At 68.9% G+C, this 17,294-nt stretch carries 19 protein-coding genes; 11 read left to right on the top strand and 8 right to left on the bottom strand.

The annotated features are described in order from the left end of the window. Window positions 1-14 precede the first annotated feature (14 nt). Window positions 15-878, bottom strand: coding sequence for a TatD family hydrolase (locus PGN37_RS09320; protein ID WP_335330741.1), 864 nt, complete (start codon window positions 876-878; stop codon window positions 15-17). 17 nt (window positions 879-895) lie between these two features. Between PGN37_RS09320 and metG the strand changes: the two genes are divergently transcribed. The 4 genes from metG to PGN37_RS09300 all read left to right on the top strand — a co-directional run bounded on the left by metG (window position 896) and on the right by PGN37_RS09300 (window position 5,833). Continuing rightward, complete coding sequence (gene metG / locus PGN37_RS09315; RefSeq protein WP_335330740.1) at window positions 896-2,440, top strand: methionine--tRNA ligase; 1,545 nt, start codon at window positions 896-898, stop codon at window positions 2,438-2,440. An 87-nt stretch (window positions 2,441-2,527) separates the two neighbouring features. Continuing rightward, window positions 2,528-3,706 carry an NAD(P)/FAD-dependent oxidoreductase gene (locus PGN37_RS09310; RefSeq protein WP_335330739.1) on the top strand — a complete coding sequence of 393 codons (1,179 nt, stop codon included), beginning with the start codon at window positions 2,528-2,530 and terminating at the stop codon, window positions 3,704-3,706. Beyond that, window positions 3,703-4,584, top strand: coding sequence for an RNA polymerase sigma-70 factor (locus PGN37_RS09305; protein ID WP_335330738.1), 882 nt, complete (start codon window positions 3,703-3,705; stop codon window positions 4,582-4,584). The genes PGN37_RS09310 and PGN37_RS09305 overlap by 4 nt, the downstream gene beginning before the upstream one ends. Before the next feature lie 7 nt (window positions 4,585-4,591). Further along, entirely contained in the window at window positions 4,592-5,833 is a 1,242-nt protein-coding gene (locus tag PGN37_RS09300; protein WP_335330737.1) for an aminodeoxychorismate synthase component I, read from the top strand. On the opposite strand, the gene rsmI is transcribed toward PGN37_RS09300, so the two are convergent. After that, window positions 5,803-6,642 carry a 16S rRNA (cytidine(1402)-2'-O)-methyltransferase gene (rsmI, locus tag PGN37_RS09295; RefSeq protein ID WP_335330736.1) on the bottom strand — a complete coding sequence of 280 codons (840 nt, stop codon included), beginning with the start codon at window positions 6,640-6,642 and terminating at the stop codon, window positions 5,803-5,805. The two genes, PGN37_RS09300 and rsmI, sit on opposite strands and share 31 nt — an antisense overlap. A gap of 66 nt (window positions 6,643-6,708) precedes the next feature. Between rsmI and PGN37_RS09290 the strand changes: the two genes are divergently transcribed. Continuing rightward, a complete protein-coding gene (locus tag PGN37_RS09290) occupies window positions 6,709-8,217 on the top strand; it encodes a dolichyl-phosphate-mannose--protein mannosyltransferase (protein WP_335330771.1) in 1,509 nt (502 codons plus the stop codon). 71 nt (window positions 8,218-8,288) lie between these two features. Here PGN37_RS09290 and arcA read toward each other — a convergent pair whose 3' ends face one another. Next, window positions 8,289-9,497, bottom strand: coding sequence for an arginine deiminase (gene arcA, locus PGN37_RS09285; protein ID WP_335330735.1), 1,209 nt, complete (start codon window positions 9,495-9,497; stop codon window positions 8,289-8,291). A 44-nt stretch (window positions 9,498-9,541) separates the two neighbouring features. Between arcA and soxR the strand changes: the two genes are divergently transcribed. Then, a complete protein-coding gene (gene soxR, locus PGN37_RS09280; RefSeq protein WP_335330734.1) occupies window positions 9,542-9,976 on the top strand; it encodes a redox-sensitive transcriptional activator SoxR in 435 nt (144 codons plus the stop codon). Window positions 9,977-10,011: 35 nt separating this feature from the next. Beyond that, window positions 10,012-10,620 (top strand): alpha-ketoglutarate-dependent dioxygenase AlkB, encoded by a 609-nt coding sequence (locus PGN37_RS09275; protein WP_335330733.1) that lies wholly within the window; start codon window positions 10,012-10,014, stop codon window positions 10,618-10,620. On the opposite strand, the gene PGN37_RS09270 is transcribed toward PGN37_RS09275, so the two are convergent. Together PGN37_RS09270 and PGN37_RS09265 are read right to left on the bottom strand one after the other, a co-directional pair. Next, window positions 10,617-11,279: a DUF5642 family protein gene (locus PGN37_RS09270; RefSeq protein ID WP_335330732.1), complete on the bottom strand. Its 663-nt coding sequence runs from the start codon at window positions 11,277-11,279 to the stop codon at window positions 10,617-10,619. The two genes, PGN37_RS09275 and PGN37_RS09270, sit on opposite strands and share 4 nt — an antisense overlap. A 44-nt stretch (window positions 11,280-11,323) precedes the next feature. Continuing rightward, entirely contained in the window at window positions 11,324-11,992 is a 669-nt protein-coding gene (locus PGN37_RS09265; RefSeq protein WP_335330731.1) for a DUF5642 family protein, read from the bottom strand. A 136-nt stretch (window positions 11,993-12,128) separates the two neighbouring features. Between PGN37_RS09265 and PGN37_RS09260 the strand changes: the two genes are divergently transcribed. Then, complete coding sequence (locus tag PGN37_RS09260) at window positions 12,129-12,839, top strand: LpqN/LpqT family lipoprotein (protein WP_335330730.1); 711 nt, start codon at window positions 12,129-12,131, stop codon at window positions 12,837-12,839. Between the two features lie 6 nt (window positions 12,840-12,845). On the opposite strand, the gene PGN37_RS09255 is transcribed toward PGN37_RS09260, so the two are convergent. Then, on the bottom strand, window positions 12,846-13,694 hold the full coding sequence (locus PGN37_RS09255; protein ID WP_335330729.1) for a shikimate 5-dehydrogenase: 849 nt from the start codon (window positions 13,692-13,694) through the stop codon (window positions 12,846-12,848). Further along, window positions 13,691-14,689, bottom strand: coding sequence for a GNAT family N-acetyltransferase (locus tag PGN37_RS09250; RefSeq protein ID WP_335330728.1), 999 nt, complete (start codon window positions 14,687-14,689; stop codon window positions 13,691-13,693). Before PGN37_RS09250 ends, PGN37_RS09255 begins: the two co-directional genes overlap by 4 nt. A 97-nt stretch (window positions 14,690-14,786) precedes the next feature. Here PGN37_RS09250 and PGN37_RS09245 point away from each other — a divergent pair, with 97 nt between their 5' ends. Beyond that, window positions 14,787-15,272, top strand: a complete 486-nt coding sequence (locus tag PGN37_RS09245) for a MarR family winged helix-turn-helix transcriptional regulator (protein ID WP_335330727.1) — start codon at window positions 14,787-14,789, stop codon at window positions 15,270-15,272. 20 nt (window positions 15,273-15,292) lie between these two features. Next, window positions 15,293-15,709: a DUF5313 domain-containing protein gene (locus tag PGN37_RS09240; RefSeq protein ID WP_335330726.1), complete on the top strand. Its 417-nt coding sequence runs from the start codon at window positions 15,293-15,295 to the stop codon at window positions 15,707-15,709. Window positions 15,710-15,715: 6 nt separating this feature from the next. Here PGN37_RS09240 and PGN37_RS09235 read toward each other — a convergent pair whose 3' ends face one another. Continuing rightward, entirely contained in the window at window positions 15,716-16,429 is a 714-nt protein-coding gene (locus PGN37_RS09235) for a PE-PPE domain-containing protein (RefSeq protein WP_335330725.1), read from the bottom strand. 416 nt (window positions 16,430-16,845) lie between these two features. Between PGN37_RS09235 and PGN37_RS09230 the strand changes: the two genes are divergently transcribed. Continuing rightward, window positions 16,846-17,274 (top strand): MmpS family transport accessory protein, encoded by a 429-nt coding sequence (locus tag PGN37_RS09230; protein ID WP_335330724.1) that lies wholly within the window; start codon window positions 16,846-16,848, stop codon window positions 17,272-17,274. Window positions 17,275-17,294: the final 20 nt, after the last annotated feature.

Below are 17,294 nucleotides of genomic sequence, written 5' to 3'. Positions count from 1 at the left end.
GGTAACGAATAGGCCTACGCGCGGCAACTTTGCAGGCCGTAGACACGCTCCGCCGTCACCGAACTGTTATCGGCGACCACTTCCGGCGCCCTGCCGACGACGTCGGCCAGCGCACGAACAGTGTAAGGGAGGCAGTAGGGCTCATTCGGCGCCCCGCGATAGGGGTGCGGGGTGAGAAACGGGGCGTCGGTCTCGACGAGCAGTTGGTCAGCTGGGATCAGCAGCGCGGCTTCCCGCAGCGCATGAGCGTTTTTGAAGCTGACCGTGCCGGACAGGCTCAACACCCAGCCCGCGTCGACGCAGGTGCGCGCCATCGCCTCATCGGAGGAAAAACAGTGAAAGATCACACTCTCGGGGGCGCCCTCCGCCTGCAGGACGTCGAGCACGTCGGCATCGGCGTCGCGATTGTGGATCATCAGCGGCTTGCCGACACGTTTGGCGAGGTCGATGTGCCAGGCGAACGCCTCGCGCTGCACCGAGGGCTCGGCGCACCCCTCCAGACGTCCGGGCCAGTACAGGTCGAGCCCGGTCTCGCCGATCGCCACGACCCGCGGATGCCTAGCGAGCGCCTCGAGCTCGGCCCGCGCGTCCTCGGTCAGCGCGTCGGCGCGGGTGGGATGCAGAGCGACCGCGGCGTACACCCGCGGGTCCCATCCGGCGGCGTCGACGGCCCAGCGTGCCGACTCCAGATCGTCGGCGATCGTGACCACAGCGCGCACACCCGCGCTCTCGGCGCGGTCGAGGATCACCCGAACGTCGTCAGCCGTGCGCGCTCCGCACGCATCGAGGTGAGTGTGCGCGTCGACCAGCGGGGCCAGAGGCTCGGGAAGCGGCGGCGGCTCACGCCGCTGTCGGGAGGAGGAGCTCACTGTCCACACCTTAGGGTGAAGCACAAATGAGCGAGCCTTACTACGTCACGACGGCGATCGCCTATCCCAACGGTGACCCGCACGTCGGACATGCCTACGAATACATCGCCACCGACGCCATCGCCCGCTTCAAACGGCTCGACGGTTTCGACGTCCGCTTCCTCACCGGCACCGACGTGCACGGATTGAAGATGGCCGAGACCGCGGCCAAGCTCGGTGTGCCGACGGCCGAGCTGGCGCGCGCGAATTCGGACGTGTTCGAGAAGCTGCAGCGCAAGCTCAACGTCTCGTTCGACCGCTTCATCCGCACCAGCGATCCCGACCACTACGAGGCGTCGAAGGCGATCTGGCGCCGCATGGTCGACGCGGGCGACGTCTACCTGGACAAGTACTCGGGCTGGTACTCGGTGCGCGACGAGCGCTTCTTCGCAGAGAACGAGACCGTGGTCGGCGACGACGGGGTCCGTACGGCCATCGAGACCGGCACGCCGGTGACCTGGACCGAAGAGGAGACATACTTCTTCCGGCTGTCCGCCTACACCGACCGACTGCTCGCGCTGTACAGCGAGCACCCGGAGTTCATCGAGCCAGACGTGCGCCGCAACGAGATCGTCAGCTTCGTCTCGGGAGGGCTGCGCGACCTGTCGATCTCCCGCACGACGTTCGACTGGGGCGTTCCGGTGCCCGACCATCCCGATCACGTCATGTACGTGTGGGTCGATGCGCTGACCAACTACCTGACCGGCGTCGGCTTCCCCGACACGGAGTCCGCCACCTTCACTCGGTATTGGCCCGCCGACCTGCACATGATCGGCAAGGACATCATCCGCTTCCACACCGTGTACTGGCCCGCGTTCCTGATGTCGGCGGGGATCGAGCTGCCCAAGAGGGTCTTCGCGCACGGCTTCCTGTTCAACCGCGGCGAGAAGATGAGCAAGTCGGTCGGCAACGTGGTGGACCCCCACGACCTGGTGGACACCTTCGGCGTCGACCAGGTGCGCTACTTCCTGCTGCGGGAGGTGCCCTTCGGCCAGGACGGCAGCTACAGCGAGGACGGCATCGTCGCCAGGATCAACGCCGACCTGGCCAACGAGTTCGGCAACCTGGCGCAACGCTCGCTGTCGATGGTCGCCAAGAACCTCGACGGCGTGGTGCCCGAACCCGGCGAGTTCACCCCCGAGGACCTCGAGCTGCTGGACGCCGCCGACGGGCTCCTGGAGCGGGTGCGCGGGCACTACGACGCCACGGCGATGCACCAGGCGCTGGAGGCGATCTGGTCGGTGCTCGGCGCCGCCAACCGCTACTTCTCGGCGCAGGAGCCGTGGGTGCTGCGCAAGACGGACCCGGCTCGGTTCGCGACGGTGCTCTACACCACGCTCGAGGTGGTCCGGATCGCGACGCTGCTCAGCCAGCCCGTGATGCCGGATTCGACGGCGCGACTGCTCGACCTTCTCGGCCAGCCCGCCGATCAGCGATCCCTCGCGGCGGTCCCGGTCCGGCTCAGCCCCGGGGTCGCTCTGCCGGCGCCGAGCGGGGTCTTCCCGCGCTACCAGGCCGACGACAAAGCCTGAGCTCAGGTGTGATACGCATCACGTCGTGTCACACGGAGGCGGTCGCCGGTGTCTCGAGGTCACAAGCCCCCTGACCAAGGAGACACCATGACCGAAACCCAGCCCCGCATCGTCGTGATCGGGGGCGGCTACGCCGGCGTGATGGCGGCCAACCGGCTGATGTCACGTGACGATCTGGCGGTGACACTGGTGAACCCGCGGCCGCGATTCGTGGAGCGGATCCGCCTGCACCAAATGGCCGTCGGGAACCACGACGCGGTCGTGCCGTACGAGCGGGTGCTCAATGCCGGCGTGCGCGTGCTGGTCGACAGCGTCGCGCGCATCGACGCCGCCACCCGAAGCCTCGCGCTGTCCTCGGGAGCCGTGCTGGCCTACGACTACCTCGTCTACGCCGCGGGCAGCACCGGCGCCGCGCCGGCGTCGGTGCCGGGCGCGGCCGAATTCGCCTACCCAATCAGTGAATGGGAGCAGGCCGACGCGCTGCGCAACCGGTTGGCCGACGTGGCCCTGCCCGCGCCGATCGTCGTGGTCGGGGCAGGCCTGACCGGCATCGAAGCGGCGGCCGAACTCGCCGAGGCCAGCCGCCCGGTCACGCTCGTGAGCACCCAGATCGGGCCGTCGCTGAGCCGGCCCGGCCGCCGCTCGGTGACCACACGCCTGCGCCGACTGGGAGTGGCGATGCTCGACGGGACCGCGGCGTCGGTCGTCGCGGTCGGGCCCGACCACGTGGTCCTCGCCAACGGCCGGCGGCTCGCCAGCGCGGTGACGGTGTGGAGCGCCGGCTTCGGCGTTCCCGCGCTGGCCGCCACGAGCGGGCTGACCACCGACGGGATGGGACGCCTGATCACCGACGAGACGTACACCAGCGTCGACGACGACCACATCGTCGGCGCCGGGGACGCCGCCGCCCCGTCGCGGCAGCCCTACCGGATGAGCTGCCAGGCGAGCCTTCCGATGGGTGTGCTGGCCGCCGACACCGTGCTTGCTCGGCTGGCCGGTGAGGAGCCCGCGCACCGATCGGTCCCGATGACCGCGCAGTGCATCAGCCTCGGCCGGCGCGCGGGCACCGTGGCGCTGCAGCGCAAAGACGACACACCTCTGCCGCTGTACATCGGGGGACGCGCGGGAGCGGTCATCAAGGAGCAGGTGTGCCGGTGGACGGTGAAGTGGATGGCCGGGGAAGCGGGCGAGCCCGGCTCCTACCGGTCGCTGAGCGGACCCTCGCGGGAGGCCGAGCCTCTCGCTGAGACGGCCGGCACCCGATGAGCGAACACGCCGAGCGGTTCACCGCGCTGCGCCCGCTGCTGTTCACGATCGCCTACGAAATACTGAGCAGTGCAACAGAATCCGATGACGTCCTACAGGAGAGCTATCTGCGGTGGGCGCAGGTCGAGCTGAGCGGGGTGGCCGATACCAAGGCCTACCTGGCTCAGCTCGTCACCCGGCAGGCCCTCAATGCGCTACGGGCCCAGTCACGGCGTAAGGAGACCTATGTCGGCCCATGGCTGCCCGAGCCGCTGCTGACCGAGGCTGACCCGTCCGCGGATGTGGTTCTCGCCGAATCGGTGTCGATGGCGATGCTCGTCGTGCTGGAGACACTGAGCCCCGACGAACGCGCGGTCTTCGTGCTGCGCGAGGTGTTCGGTTTCGACCACGAGGAGATCGCCTCGACCATCGGCAAGTCGACGGCCGCGGTGCGCCAGATGGCGCACCGCGCGCGGCAACACGTGCAATCCCGGCGGAAGCGCTTCGAACCCGTCGATCCGCAGTACTCCACGGAACTGACCACCCGGTTCTTCACCGCCGCGGCGACCGGTGACCTCGAAGGCCTGATGACCATGCTCACGCCAGACGTGGTGTGGACCGCCGACAGCGACGGCAAGGTGAGCGCGGCCCGCCGCCCCGTGGCCGGCGCCGAACGCGTCGCGCGTTTGGTCATCGGCCTGGTGCGGGTCGGCGGGCCAGACGCTCGCGTCGAGCCGGCCGTGTACAACAGCACGCCGGCGCTGGTGCTCTACACCGGAGACCGGCTCGAGGGCGTGGTGCTGATCGAGATGGCCGACGGCAAGATCGCGAACTTCTACGCGATGCGCAACCCCGAGAAGCTCGCCACGGTGATGGTGCCGCGGCGCATCGGCCGATAATGAGGCGGTGCGTACCGACCGGCTGGGCCCCCTTGGCGCTGCCCCGTCGGTCCTGCGCGCCCTGGCGGTCGCCGCGGCGCAGCGCGGGCTGGCTCCGCCGGCTGCCCTGATCGGCGACTGGTTCGGCTCGCGTGCCGTGATCGCACCGAGCGTGAACGTGTGGCCGGTGCCGGCCGGCTCGGCATTCGACGGCCCGGTCGGGGCCCGCGGCGACGGCCACGTTGGCGGCGGCTGGTTCGGGTATCTGTCCTACCCCGATCCCGGGGCCGACGGGTGTGTGCCACGGCTACCCGAGGCCGCCGGCGGATGGTCGGATTGCGTGCTGCGGTGCGACGCCGACGGTGCGTGGTGGCACGAAAGCCTCAGTGGCGCTTCGATGTCCGCGTGGGTGGCGGAGGCACTGCAGACTCAGCCGGTCCCGCGGGCGGCCACCGTCGCGTGGCGCGAGGCGGACCGGGAGGCGCACCAGCGCGGGGTGCACGCATGCCTGGAGGCGATCGCCGAGGGCGAGGTCTACCAAGCATGCGTCTGTACGCAGTTCCGCGGCACCCTGCACGGGGAGCCGGTGGACTTTTTCGTCGACGCGGTCGCGCGCACCGCTCCCGCGAAATCTGCATTCCTGTCGGGGAACTGGGGCGCCGTCGCGTCGCTGTCTCCTGAGCTGTTCCTGCGCCGCTGCGGCGAGGAGGTCACCTCGAGCCCGATCAAAGGCACCCTGCCCCGCCACGCGGATCCGGTCGCCCTGCGCGCGTCGGTCAAGGACGTCGCGGAGAACATCATGATCGTCGACCTGGTGCGCAACGACCTGGGCAGGGTCGCCCGCACGGGCAGCGTCGTCGTCCCGGAGCTCCTCGCGGTCCGTCCGGCACCCGGAGTGTGGCACCTGGTGTCGACGGTTTCGGCGCAGGTTCCGCTCGAGGTGTCCACGGCGGCGATCCTGGCGGCGACGTTCCCGCCGGCCTCGGTCACCGGGACGCCGAAGACCAGGGCTCGGGAACTCCTACGGGAATGGGAGCCGCACCATCGCGGAATATACTGTGGCACAGTCGGTTTGGCGTCACCCGAAGCGGGCTGCGAACTGAACGTCGCTATCCGCACGGTGGAGTTCACCGCGAACGGCGACGCCGTGCTGGGCGTCGGCGGCGGCATCACCGCGGACTCCGATCCCCTCCTCGAATGGGAGGAGTGCCTCCACAAGGCGGCGCCGATCGTGGGTGATCAGGCCCGGGCGCGCAGCACCGCGTCGTAGAGCTCCCGACGCGACGGTGCCCCGGGATGCGCCGCCACCACCTGGGCACAGGCGTCCTTGACCCGGAGGCCGTCCTCGTCGACCAGCCGAACGACCTCGGCCACCAGAGCGTCGGGGTCAGCGGTCGGGGTGGCTCCCGCGAGCACCACGGTGATCTCCCCCAGCACGGGATCGGCAGCCCAGGCCGCGAGCTCACCGAGCGTCCCACGCACGATCTCCTCGTGGGTCTTGGTCAGCTCCCGGCACACCACCGCGCGCCGCTGCGCGCCGAGCACCGCGAGCGCGTCCTGCAGGCACTCGCCGAGCCTGCGCGGGGACTCGAAGAACACGCAGGTGCGCGTCTCGTTGGCCAGACTCTGCAACCACGTCGTGCGCGCCGCCGTCTTGCGCGGGGCGAAGCCCTCGAAGCAGAACCGCTCCGACGGCAGTCCGGCGACAGCCAGCGCGGTCGTCACCGCGGACGGTCCCGGCAGACAGTGCACCGGCAGGCCGGCGTCCACGCAGGCCGCCACCATGCGATAGCCCGGGTCGCTGATCAGCGGCATCCCGGCGTCGCTGACCAGAAGCACCGTGGCGCCGCCGCGGATGTCGTCGAGCAGCGCGGGAACGCGGGACGCCTCGTTCTGGTCGTAGAGGCTGACGATGCGCCCAGCAGGACGCACCTCGAGCGCGGTCGCGAGCGTCCGGACGCGGCGTGTGTCCTCGGCGGCGATCACATCAGCGCTGGCCAGCGCGCGGATCAGCCTGTTCGACGCATCTGACGGCTGCCCCAGCGGCGTTGCGCCGACCAGCAGTCGTCCGACGGTCATGCCCCACAGCCTACGATCGCAGGCGTGACCGCCCCGCCCGACGAGCTCGTTGTCGCGCGCCGCGCGGTGCCGGTCGTCTCCCCCGGGCCGTTGGTGCCGGTGGCCGACTTCGGGCCGCTGGACCGGTTCCGCGGCTGGGCGATGACCCTGGTGATCACCGCGCTGGCTGCGGTGACACGCTTCCTCAACCTCGGCTCCCCCACCGATGCGGGGACCCCGATCTTCGACGAGAAGCACTACGCGCCGCAGGCCTGGCAGATGCTGCACAACCACGGCGTCGAGGACAACCCCGGCTATGGCCTGGTGGTGCACCCGCCCGTGGGCAAGCAGATGATCGCCCTCGGCGAGGCGATCTTCGGCTACACCGGGGTCGGCTGGCGGTTCACCGGGGCGCTGTGCGGTGTGGTGATGGTGCTGTTGGTCGTCCGTATCACCCGCCGGATCAGCCGCTCCACGCTCGTCGGCGGCATCGCCGGTCTGCTGCTGATCGCCGACGGCGTGTCCTTCGTGATCGCGCGCACCGCACTGCTGGACATCTTCCTGGTGTTCTTCGTCGTCGCCGCGTTCGGCTGCCTGATCGTCGATCGCGATCAGGTCCGAGAACGTATGCACGTCGCGCTGATGGCCGGCCGGGTCGCCGAGACGCGCTGGGGTCCGCGACTGGGGGTGCGTTGGTGGCGGTTCGGCGCGGGCGTGCTGCTCGGGTTGGCCTGCGCCACCAAATGGTCGGGGTTGTACTTCGTGCTGTTCTTCGGCGTGATGAGCGTGGCGTTCGACGTGGCGGCGCGTAAGCAGTACCGCGTACAGCGGCCGTGGCGGGGGACGCTGCGCCGCGACGTCGGGCCGTCGCTGTACGCGCTGGTGGCCGTCCCCTTCGGCGTCTATCTCGCGTCGTATGCGATGTGGTTCGCCTCCGAGACCGGGGTGAACCGCTACGAGGTCGGGCGCTCGATCGGGCCCGACAGCGTGGTGCCGCTGCCGGATGCGGTCCGCTCTCTGTGGCATTACACCTACGCCGCCTTCCGCTTCCACTCCGGGCTGACCAACGCCGACGGCAACCATCACCCGTGGGAGTCCAAGCCGTGGACGTGGCCGATGTCGCTGCGCCCGGTGCTGTATGCGATCACCAACCAGGACGTCCCCGGATGTGGTGCGCAGTCGTGCGTCAAGGCAGTGCTGCTGGTCGGCACGCCGGCGATGTGGTTCCTCGCCGTCCCCGTTCTGGTGTGGGCGCTGTGGCGCGCCTTCGTCAAGCGGGACTGGCGCTATGCGGTGCTGCTGGTCGGGTACGGCGCAGGCTTCCTGCCGTGGTTCGCCGACATCGACCGGCAGATGTATTTCTTCTACGCCGCGACCATGGCGCCGTTCCTGATCATGATCATTGCGATGATCCTCGGCGACATCCTGCACGCTCCGCGACAGAACTCCGAACGGCGAACGCTCGGGCTACTCGTCGTCAGCTGCTATGTGGCACTGGTCATCACGAACTTCGCGTGGCTCTACCCGGTCCTGACGGGTCTGCCGATCTCGCAGGGCACGTGGAACATGCAGATCTGGCTGCCGTCCTGGCGCTAGCCTTCGCGCCGCGAAAGTGCTCTGACGGTAACGCGCAGTCGGGTACAGCTACCGCTGATGCACCCTCGCGATCAGAGCGGGTCGCGGGCGGCCGGGCACGACATACAGCGCGGCCCGCCGCGGCCGGTACCGAGTTCCGACGCCGCGATCGCCAGCACTTCGACACCCGAATCCCGTAGCCGCGCATTCGTTTCGGTGTTGCGCTCATAGGCGACCACCACACCGGGGGCCAGCGCCAGCGTGTTGTTGCCGTCGTCCCACTGCTCCCGCTCTGCGGTCACCGGGTCGAGGCCGGTGTCGATGACGCGCAGCTTGCCGATACCCATCGCGTCGGCGGCGACGTCGACGAACGGGGCGGCGCGGTCGATGCGCACACCGTCGGCGGACTGCCGGATCGGAAACGCGGTCAGCGAGTCGACGATGTTGGGGTACATCACCACCGCGTCGGTGTCGACCATCGTGCACACGGTGTCCAGATGCATCTGAGCGCGCTCCTGCGCGATGGGCACCGCCAGCACGGTGTGTGCCAGGCCGTCGTCGAACAGGCTGCGCGCCAACGCTTCCGCACCGGCCGGTGTGGTGCGCTCCCCCACCCCGACCGCCACGACACCGGGGCCGAGCAGCAGGACATCGCCGCCCTCGACCGGGGCCGACCGGGATTCGTAGGCGCGACGCACCCCGAGGAACCGCGGGTGGTGCGCGTAGATCAGATCGGTCAGCGACGTCTCCCGCACACGCGCATGCATCGACAGTGACGTGATCGCCACCCGCGGCCCGATCCAGAACGACGAGTCACGGGTGAACAGCAGATTGGGCAGCGGGTCGATCACGAAATCCCCGCCGTGATGCATGCGGCGAACCAAGGACAGCTCGTTCTCGCCGAACGGTAGCTCGTCGAACGTCATGCCCGCCATCAGCACGTGGGCCAGCGCATCGGCGTCGAGGGTGCGCAGGTACATCGAGAGTTCCTGTGCCAGCGGCACTCCCAGCCGTCGCGCATCGACGGCCGCCGAGATGCCGTGCATGCGGGCCGCACCGCTGTGGGCAAGCGCCTGGCTGAGCAGATCCCCCAGCAGCAGCACCTCGACCCCGCGGGATCGCAGCAGATCGGCGAACGCATCGTGTTCTTCCTGAGCCCGCCCCACCCACGGCAGCCCGTCGAACAGCAGCGTGTCGTTGTTGCGCGGCGTCAGCCGTTTCAGCTCGGCGCCGGGCCGGTGCAGGATCACCGTCCGCAGCGTGCCGACCTCCGAATTGCACCCGAGCACTGCGTCTGTCACAACTAGCACCGTAGCGGGAAAGCGACCTCAACTAGGGTTTACCTATGACCAGAGCGCAAGAGCTCACACCGGGTGAGATGTCGGTGCGCAGCGGCGTGGCGGTCTCGGCGCTGCACTTCTACGAACGCGAAGGCCTGATCTCGTGTCGCCGGACGAGCGGCAACCAGCGCCGCTACGCCCGGGAGACCCTGCGCCGGGTGGCGTTCATCCGAATGTCGCAGCGCCTCGGCATCCCGCTGGCCCGCATCCGCGAGGCGCTCGCGACACTGCCGAACGACCGCACGCCGACGAGCAAGGACTGGGCCCGGCTGTCCGCGGGCTGGCGTGACGATCTGGACCAGCGCATCGTGCACCTCGAGAGGCTCCGCGACAACCTCGCGGGCTGCATCGGCTGCGGGTGCCTGTCGTTGAAGACGTGCACGCTCGCCAACCCTGACGACATGCTCGCCGCCCAGGGTCCCGGCGCCGCGCGCCTGTAGATGCGATCGAACGCCTGTGCGATAAAGTGGCGGGCATGGAGCAGGCGGTGCAGAGCTCTCTGTTCGACCAGGCGGACCGGCGCGAGCTCGGCAACGGGGCGTGGCTGGAGGTGCGCTCCGGCTGGCTCGCGCAGGACGACGTCAGCGACGACGGACTCTTCGCCGAGCTGCGCGAGACGATCCCGTGGCGGTCCGAGCGCCGGCAGATGTACGACCGGGTGCTCGACGTGCCGCGGCTGGTCAGCTTCCACCACCTGCTGGACGAACCCGCGCCGCACCCGCGGCTCAAGCAGCTGCGGCGGCGGCTCAACGACGCCTACGCCGGAGAGCTGGGCGAACCATTCGTCACCGCGGGCCTGTGCCTCTACCGGGACGGCAACGACAGCGTCGCGTGGCACGGGGACAACGTCGGCCGCAGCCGCACCGACGACACCATGGTCGCCATCGTCGGGCTCGGTGCGACGCGCGTGTTCGCGTTACGGCCGCGCGGCGGCGGACCGTCCCTGCGCATCCGTCACGGGCACGGCGATCTGCTGGTGATGGGTGGCTCCTGCCAACGCACCTGGGAGCACGCGATTCCCAAGACCACCCGGCCGACCGGCCCCCGGATCAGCATCCAGTTCCGGCCACACGACGTCCGCTAACCCTTGACCAACCCGACGGCCTTGGTAACGAGGTCGCGGGCGCGTCCGGTGTCGATGCGCGCGACGGGTCGATCGGCCTGCACGAGCGGATTCGCGGTGACGATCACGATGAACGTGCCGAAGTGGGCGACGTAGTTGTAGAGCTCACCGGTGCGGGCCCCCTCGGCGGTGACGGTCTGCAGCACCCGGTGGGTGCCGACCGTCGCCACGCCGTCGACGTCGGGCGCATCGACCACTTCGACGAGCCCGCGGATGCCCGCCCCGGCGAGGGTGACCTTGCGGCACTGATCGGTGGGTGTGGGGACGGGGACCTGCTCGGAGGTCTCGACGGCGATCACGACGTAGCGGACGCCCTCGCCCTCAGCGGTCAGCGCTGCCATGTTGCCTTTGACGTCGGCCGGAACGGTCTGCTGTTGGGCCACTTTGCCGCAGTCGGCGGGGTCGAAAGTCAGTCCTGCAGGCAGCTTTTGGCCGCCGAGCAGCCGCGGGTCGATGGCTGCGGGGCCGGCGTCCTTCACAGTGAAGGGCGCAGGGAACTCGCTCCTGAGCTCTTTGACGCGAGTGATGTCGGCGTGCGAGTAGTCCTCGGAGTTCCCTCCGCCGCACGATGCCAGCAGGCCCGCGCACAGCAGCAGGGTCACCGACTTCGAGTGCGACATCGCCCGTCAATGTACCCGCCGCCGACGCACCCGGGCCGATCAGCTCAGCCGCGCAGCGCCGCCACGGTCTCGGTGAGTAGATGCGCTGCGAAATCGGGCGGCAGGGCGGGCTGGGGCGAGCCCGGGTCGGTGACCACCGACACGAGGCACACGTAGCGGTCCAGCGAGGCCACGAATGTCTGTGCGTGCAGCCGGGTTTCGGTGCCGCCCTCGACGACGGTGACCGCGTCGGTGCGCATCCCGACGACGTCGGCACCGGCGATCACCGGCGCCGGCACGCCGACGACGGTGGCCGTCGTCGGACCCGCGGACACAGTCCACCTGTCGCAGTCCCGCGGCAGGGCTACGCCGTCCGGTACGCCGTCCGGCAGGCCGGCGATCACGGCGTACGCGATGCCGCCTGATCCGGACGCCGACCACCCGCGCGTCGTCGCCGGATCCGCGGCCGGCGCGCCCAGCGCGGCACACTGCGGTGGTTCCGTGACAGCGGGCATCCGCATGCCCCACAGCGCCACCGGCGCCGGTAGTCCCTGGTAGGCGGTGATCTCGTAGCCGTCGGGCAAGGTCGCGCGACTGCGCTCGATGCGCGCCGGATTGATCGCGGCCGCGGCCGTCGCCGCAGACGGTGTGACCGCTGGGGGCGCGGGTGCGGAACCGCAGGAGGTCAGCACCGCCGTCATCGCCACAGCAACCATGCCGGACGCGAACCGCACAGGCTGTTGATACCACCCGGGCGGGCCTGTGAGACCGATCGACACCACATCGTCGCGACGACCTCGGCCGACAATCGGCTCGATCGCCAGCCCGGCCGGTTATGCTCGCGCTGCCCATTGGCGGACAGGAGACCACATGACCACCACTGCGCGGGCCGGGCTCATCGCGCTGGCCACACTCACTCTCGGCGTCGGACTCTCGGCTTGCTCCAACGACACATCGGGCAGCGCGTCCAGCGCGTCGTCGTCGGCGGCATCGTCGTCGGCGTCACCGACCTCGTCTGCCCAAGCCGCCCCGCCCACGTCGTCGGCACCGCCCGCGCCGATCGTGACGCTGGCTGATTACATCCGCGACAACAACATCGTCGAAACCCCGGTGACGCCTGGCGATGCCGGCTCCCCGACGATCGAGCTGCCCACCGTCGAAGGCTGGGAGGACATGGGCGGCAACGCCCCCGAGGGCTCGTACTCGGCCATGACTTTCACGGGCGACCCGGCTGCCACAGCCGACCCCGCGACCGTCATCACCAAGGTGATCAAGCTGACCGGCAACGTCGACCCTGCCAAGGTGCTCGAGGTGGCGCCCGGTGAACTGCGCGCCCTGCCGGGATTCGACGGCCCCTCGGCCGGTCAGCCCAACAAGCTCAGCGGCTTCGACGCGTCGGTCATCGGCGGGACCTACACCAAAGACGGTGCGCCGCGGATGGTCGCCCAGAAGACCGTGGCCATCCCCGGCCAGGACGGCCTCTACGTGTTGCAGATCAACGCCGAGGGCACCCCGGACGAAGCGAACGCGCTGATAGATGCGACGTCGGCGATCGACGACCAGGCGAAGATCACGCCCTAGCCGGAGTCACGCCCGGGAGATCGCGGAGGCTTCCGCGATCTGCTCCGGCGTCGGCCGCACCCCGGTGTAGCGCTCGAACTGCTCGGCGGCCTGCAGCGCTATCACTTCCGCCCCGGTGATCACCGCGATGCCCGCGCGGCGGGCGGCTGCGATCAGTGGCGTCTCCGACGGCAGCGCGACCACGTCGAAGACGGTGTGCGCGTTACGGATCGCGTGCTCGTCGAACGCCAGGTCGTGTTCCTCGGCACCGCCAGCCATCCCGATGGGCGTGACGTTGACGACGATGTCGGCGGTGTGCGGCGCACCCCCGCCGCCGTCGCTGCCGGATTCGTAGGAGTAACCGAGCCGGTCTGCCAGCGCACGGCCGGCGTCGGCGTTGCGCGCGACGATCGTGCCGGCACGAAAACCGCGGTCGGCGAACGCCGCCCCGACCGCACTGGCCATCCCGCCGCTGCCCCTGATCAGCACCGACTGCCCCGGGGCGAGGCCGTTGTCGTCGATGAGTTGTTGCACCGCAAGGTAATCGGTGTTCGATGCGGTCAGTCTGCCGTCATCGTTGACGATGGTGTTGACCGACTGCAGCGTCTGCGCCGAGGGCTCCACCACATCGACGAGCTCGAGCACGTCGGCCTTGAACGGCATGGACACCGAACATCCTCGGATGCCGAGCGCTCGGACGCCACCGATGGCGGCGGCGATGTCCGTGGTGGTGAACGCCTTGTAGATGAAATCCAGTCCGAGCACGTCGTAAAGATGATTGTGAAACCGTGTACCGATGTTGCTCGGACGCCCGGCGAGCGAGATACACACGCGAGTGTCTTTGTTCAGCGCGGGTTTTCGATCAGCCGGGCTCATCCGACGGCCCTGATCACCTGGCGCGCCACGTCGCGGATCTGCTGCACGAGTTCGGCGTCGAAGGGCAGTTCGGACGGTTTCGGCACGTCGATATCGGTGACGACGACGCCGAGGTCGTCGCGGTGCCAGACGGCGCCGAACCGGTCGAGGATCGCCCGCATGGGCATGTTGTCCGACAGCACACGCGCGGTGAATCGGCGCACACCGTCGTCGTACGCCGCCACCGAGATGGCCCGCATCAGGAACGTCCCGATGCCCCGACCCTGGTAGGCGTCGCCGACGATGAAGGCGATCTCCGCCTCCTCGGGATGGCGCTCGTCGCGCACGAATCGTGCGTCTGCCACCACCGGACCGTCCACGCCCTCGGTCAACACGAACACAAAGTGGTCGAGGTAGTCCACCTCGAACAGGTAGGTCATCAACGTCTTGGTCGGTGAGCGGACGGACTGGAAGCGGCGGTAGAGCGTCTCGCTGGAGAACTCGACGGGCCCGTCGGTGGTGCGCGCGTTGTCGCCTGGCAGCACCGGACGCAGATGGAACACACTGCCGTCGCGCATCATCACCGGGATCGGAGTGATGAACGCGGCCAGTCGTTGTCGCGCCGTCCGCACCAGCTTGTCCATCATGCCGGGGATCTCGAGCATCGTGGCGAAGGCTTCGCGTCCGCCCACCCAGCCGGTCAGCGGCTCGGTGGCGATCACGGTGGCCGTGCGGGGAGCGTCGCGCAGCAGCGCGATCTCGCCGACGATCAGTCCGGTACTCACGTCGACCACGGTGTCGTGTCCGTCGGTGCCGGCGTGACTGACCTCGGCGTGCCCCGAGCCGATCAACAGGAAGCTCACGGCGAGCTCACCCTGCTGCATGAGCACCTGGCCGGGGGCGGCGGACAGCGGGCGCAACTGCTCCGCCAGCGGCACCAACGTCGTCACCGCTACCCCGGCGAAGACATCGAGGGCGGCGAGGTCGTCGGCCTCTACGGCGGTCACCCCGGGCATATCTCGAGGCTACGGGCGCCCGTCGGAGCCCGGCAACACTTCCGATGTGACGGTCGGCATATTGCTAGGACCCTAACTATTAGGGCACCATGATTTTGTGACCGCCGCCGCTGACGTCGACCCGCTCGCCCTGGAGCAGCAGGTGTGCTTCGCGCTGGCGGCCACCAACCGTGCAGTGCTCGCGGTGTACCGCCCCCTGCTGGAGCCCCTGGGTCTGACGCACCCGAAATACCTGGTGATGCTCGCCCTGTGGGACCACCGGGGAGCAGCCGGGGACGACCCGGCGCCGATGTCGGTCAAGCAGATCGCCACCACCTTGCAGATGGACTCCGCCACACTGTCTCCGATGCTCAAGCGCCTCGAATCGCTGGGTCTCGTCACCCGCACCCGCAGCGCGGCCGACGAGCGGGCCACCGACGTCGAGCTCACGTCGGACGGCATTGCGCTACGCGAGCGGGCGCTGACCATACCGACCACGGTGATGGCCCGCCTCGGCGTCGACATGGCCGAACTCGACATGCTGCGCTCTGCCCTGACCCGCGTGAACACCGCCGCCCTGGCCGCCGGCGCCCTGTACGAATGAACCCCACCCGAGGAGCCGACATGTCCGCCGACAAGCCCACACTGTGGCAGTACCTGACCTACATCTACGGTCGGCGGCTGCCGTCGTCGATGAATCGCTGGGTCGCCGAGGATCTCGCCGGCGAGGGCGCCGTGCGGCGGCACATGATCCGCTACTCGATCCCACCGATCTTCGTGCTGGCCCCGTTCTGGCTCATCCCGGTCAACCTCTACATGCACCTTGAGATGACCGCGCCCATCTACGTGTGGGCCGTGCTGATGGCGCTGGCGCTGAACAAGCCGTGGCGGCGGCACCGGCTGGCCGTCCACGGACTGGACCCCAACCTCGTCGACGTGATCAAGCGCAAGAAGCAGGCGCAGATGCACGAGGACTACGCACGGCGTTTCGGCGCACGCCCCGAATCAGCGGATTGGCAGCAGAACAGCAGCCCGTTCTGACGAACGTCAGCCCAGGCCGGGAGTCGGCACCAGCACCTCGGTGACGTTGCCGTTGACGGTCACCTGATTCGCCGGATCGTCGATGTTGATGTCCGAGTAATCGGTGTGCCGCTTGCTCATCTGGCCGTCGATCGACCGCTCGTCGCCTGGGATGTAGTAGCAGAAGCCATCCCATTTCCGGCAGATGTCCACCACCTTGTACGGGGTGTTGGGCGGGATGCCGAAACCTTGGGGTGCGCGCCAACGGTTCTTGCCCTCGGGATCGGTGTAGACGAACCCCGTGCCCGCGCGTTCGGGGGAACCGGTGGTGACGAACCGCAGCTCGCTGGGCGGCGGTGCGGTCGGGTCGAACGAGAACTGGCGCAGCCACCGGTTGATGACGTTGGAGCCCAGCGAGTGCCCGAACACGATCTTGGGTCCCGGGGTGTTCCTGATCCATCCGTCGAGCCTCGCCACACCGTCGTCGAGACTGGCCTGCCCGATGGCCGGGCCCGCGAGACCGACGTTCATGTAGTTGATCGGCTCGCAGATGTTCGGCGGCGCACACAGCGAGCCGTGCAGCTGCTGCATGGTCCGCTCGGGCCTGTCGAGCGCTCCGGCGAGCACCGCGACATGAGCTCCGGAACCGGCGCCGTCGTCGACGTCGGCATGAGCGATCGCGGGCGTGACGCCGAACAGCGCCATCGTCACGGTCGCGAGAGTCACCAGTCGTGCTTTCATCGCGTCTTTCCCTTGCACAGGCCGAGTACGGGGTCTGGTCTCTGCATCGCAACACCAGGCCACAAGGTTACGTCCGAACTGGCGACTGTGGACCGCCCCTGATGCGTCGAAATTGCGGCTGACGCGCACCGGCGTTCATGGCGAACACGCCCTCCGACGGGCCGCACTCCCAGACAAGTACGACGCCCACGATGCTTCGAGCAGTCGGAGGATGCGCGGCTCTGTCGAAAAGGTCTGCACGACTGCGCAATAGCCTCGTACAGCAGGGCATGAGGCGTCACGGATGGCGGTTACCGGAGGTCGTTCTCGCTGGGTTCAAATACCATAGGGGGTATGGTATCAATGTACTTCTGGCAACCAAGCCCGCACGGCGCTCTCCAGTGCCGTGACCCTCGACAAGACAAGGAACATCCGCAGTGAAGTTGCTGGCACGCGCGTGGGTACCACTTGTCGCCGCGGTGGCCGTGATCGTCGGCGGCGTCGCGGTAGTCCATCTGCGCGACGCGTTCGGGTCCGAGCCCGTGTTCTCGGCCTCGGGACGCAGTGCCGAGCCTCTCGACCCCACCTACGTCAAGAACATCACCTATGCCGTCTTCGGTCCGAGTGACTCCGCCGGAAGCGTCAGCTATCTCGACGTGAACGCTCAACCCCGGCAGGTCGCGTTCGGCTCGTTGCCGTGGTCGCTGACGGTGTCGACGACCGCGCCCGCGGTGCTGGCCAGCGTGGTGGCCCAAGGCGACGGCGACAGCATCGGCTGCAGCATCACGGTCAACGGCGATGTCAAGGACAACCGCTCGACCGACGGCCACCATGCACAGACCTCGTGTCTGGTCAAAGCCGCATGAGTACCGACGTCGACTCGCGG

It is taken from the genome of Mycobacterium kyogaense (assembly GCF_036946525.1).
Lineage (GTDB): Bacteria > Actinomycetota > Actinomycetes > Mycobacteriales > Mycobacteriaceae > Mycobacterium > Mycobacterium kyogaense_A.
This window is presented reverse-complemented; position numbering and strand designations above follow the sequence as displayed.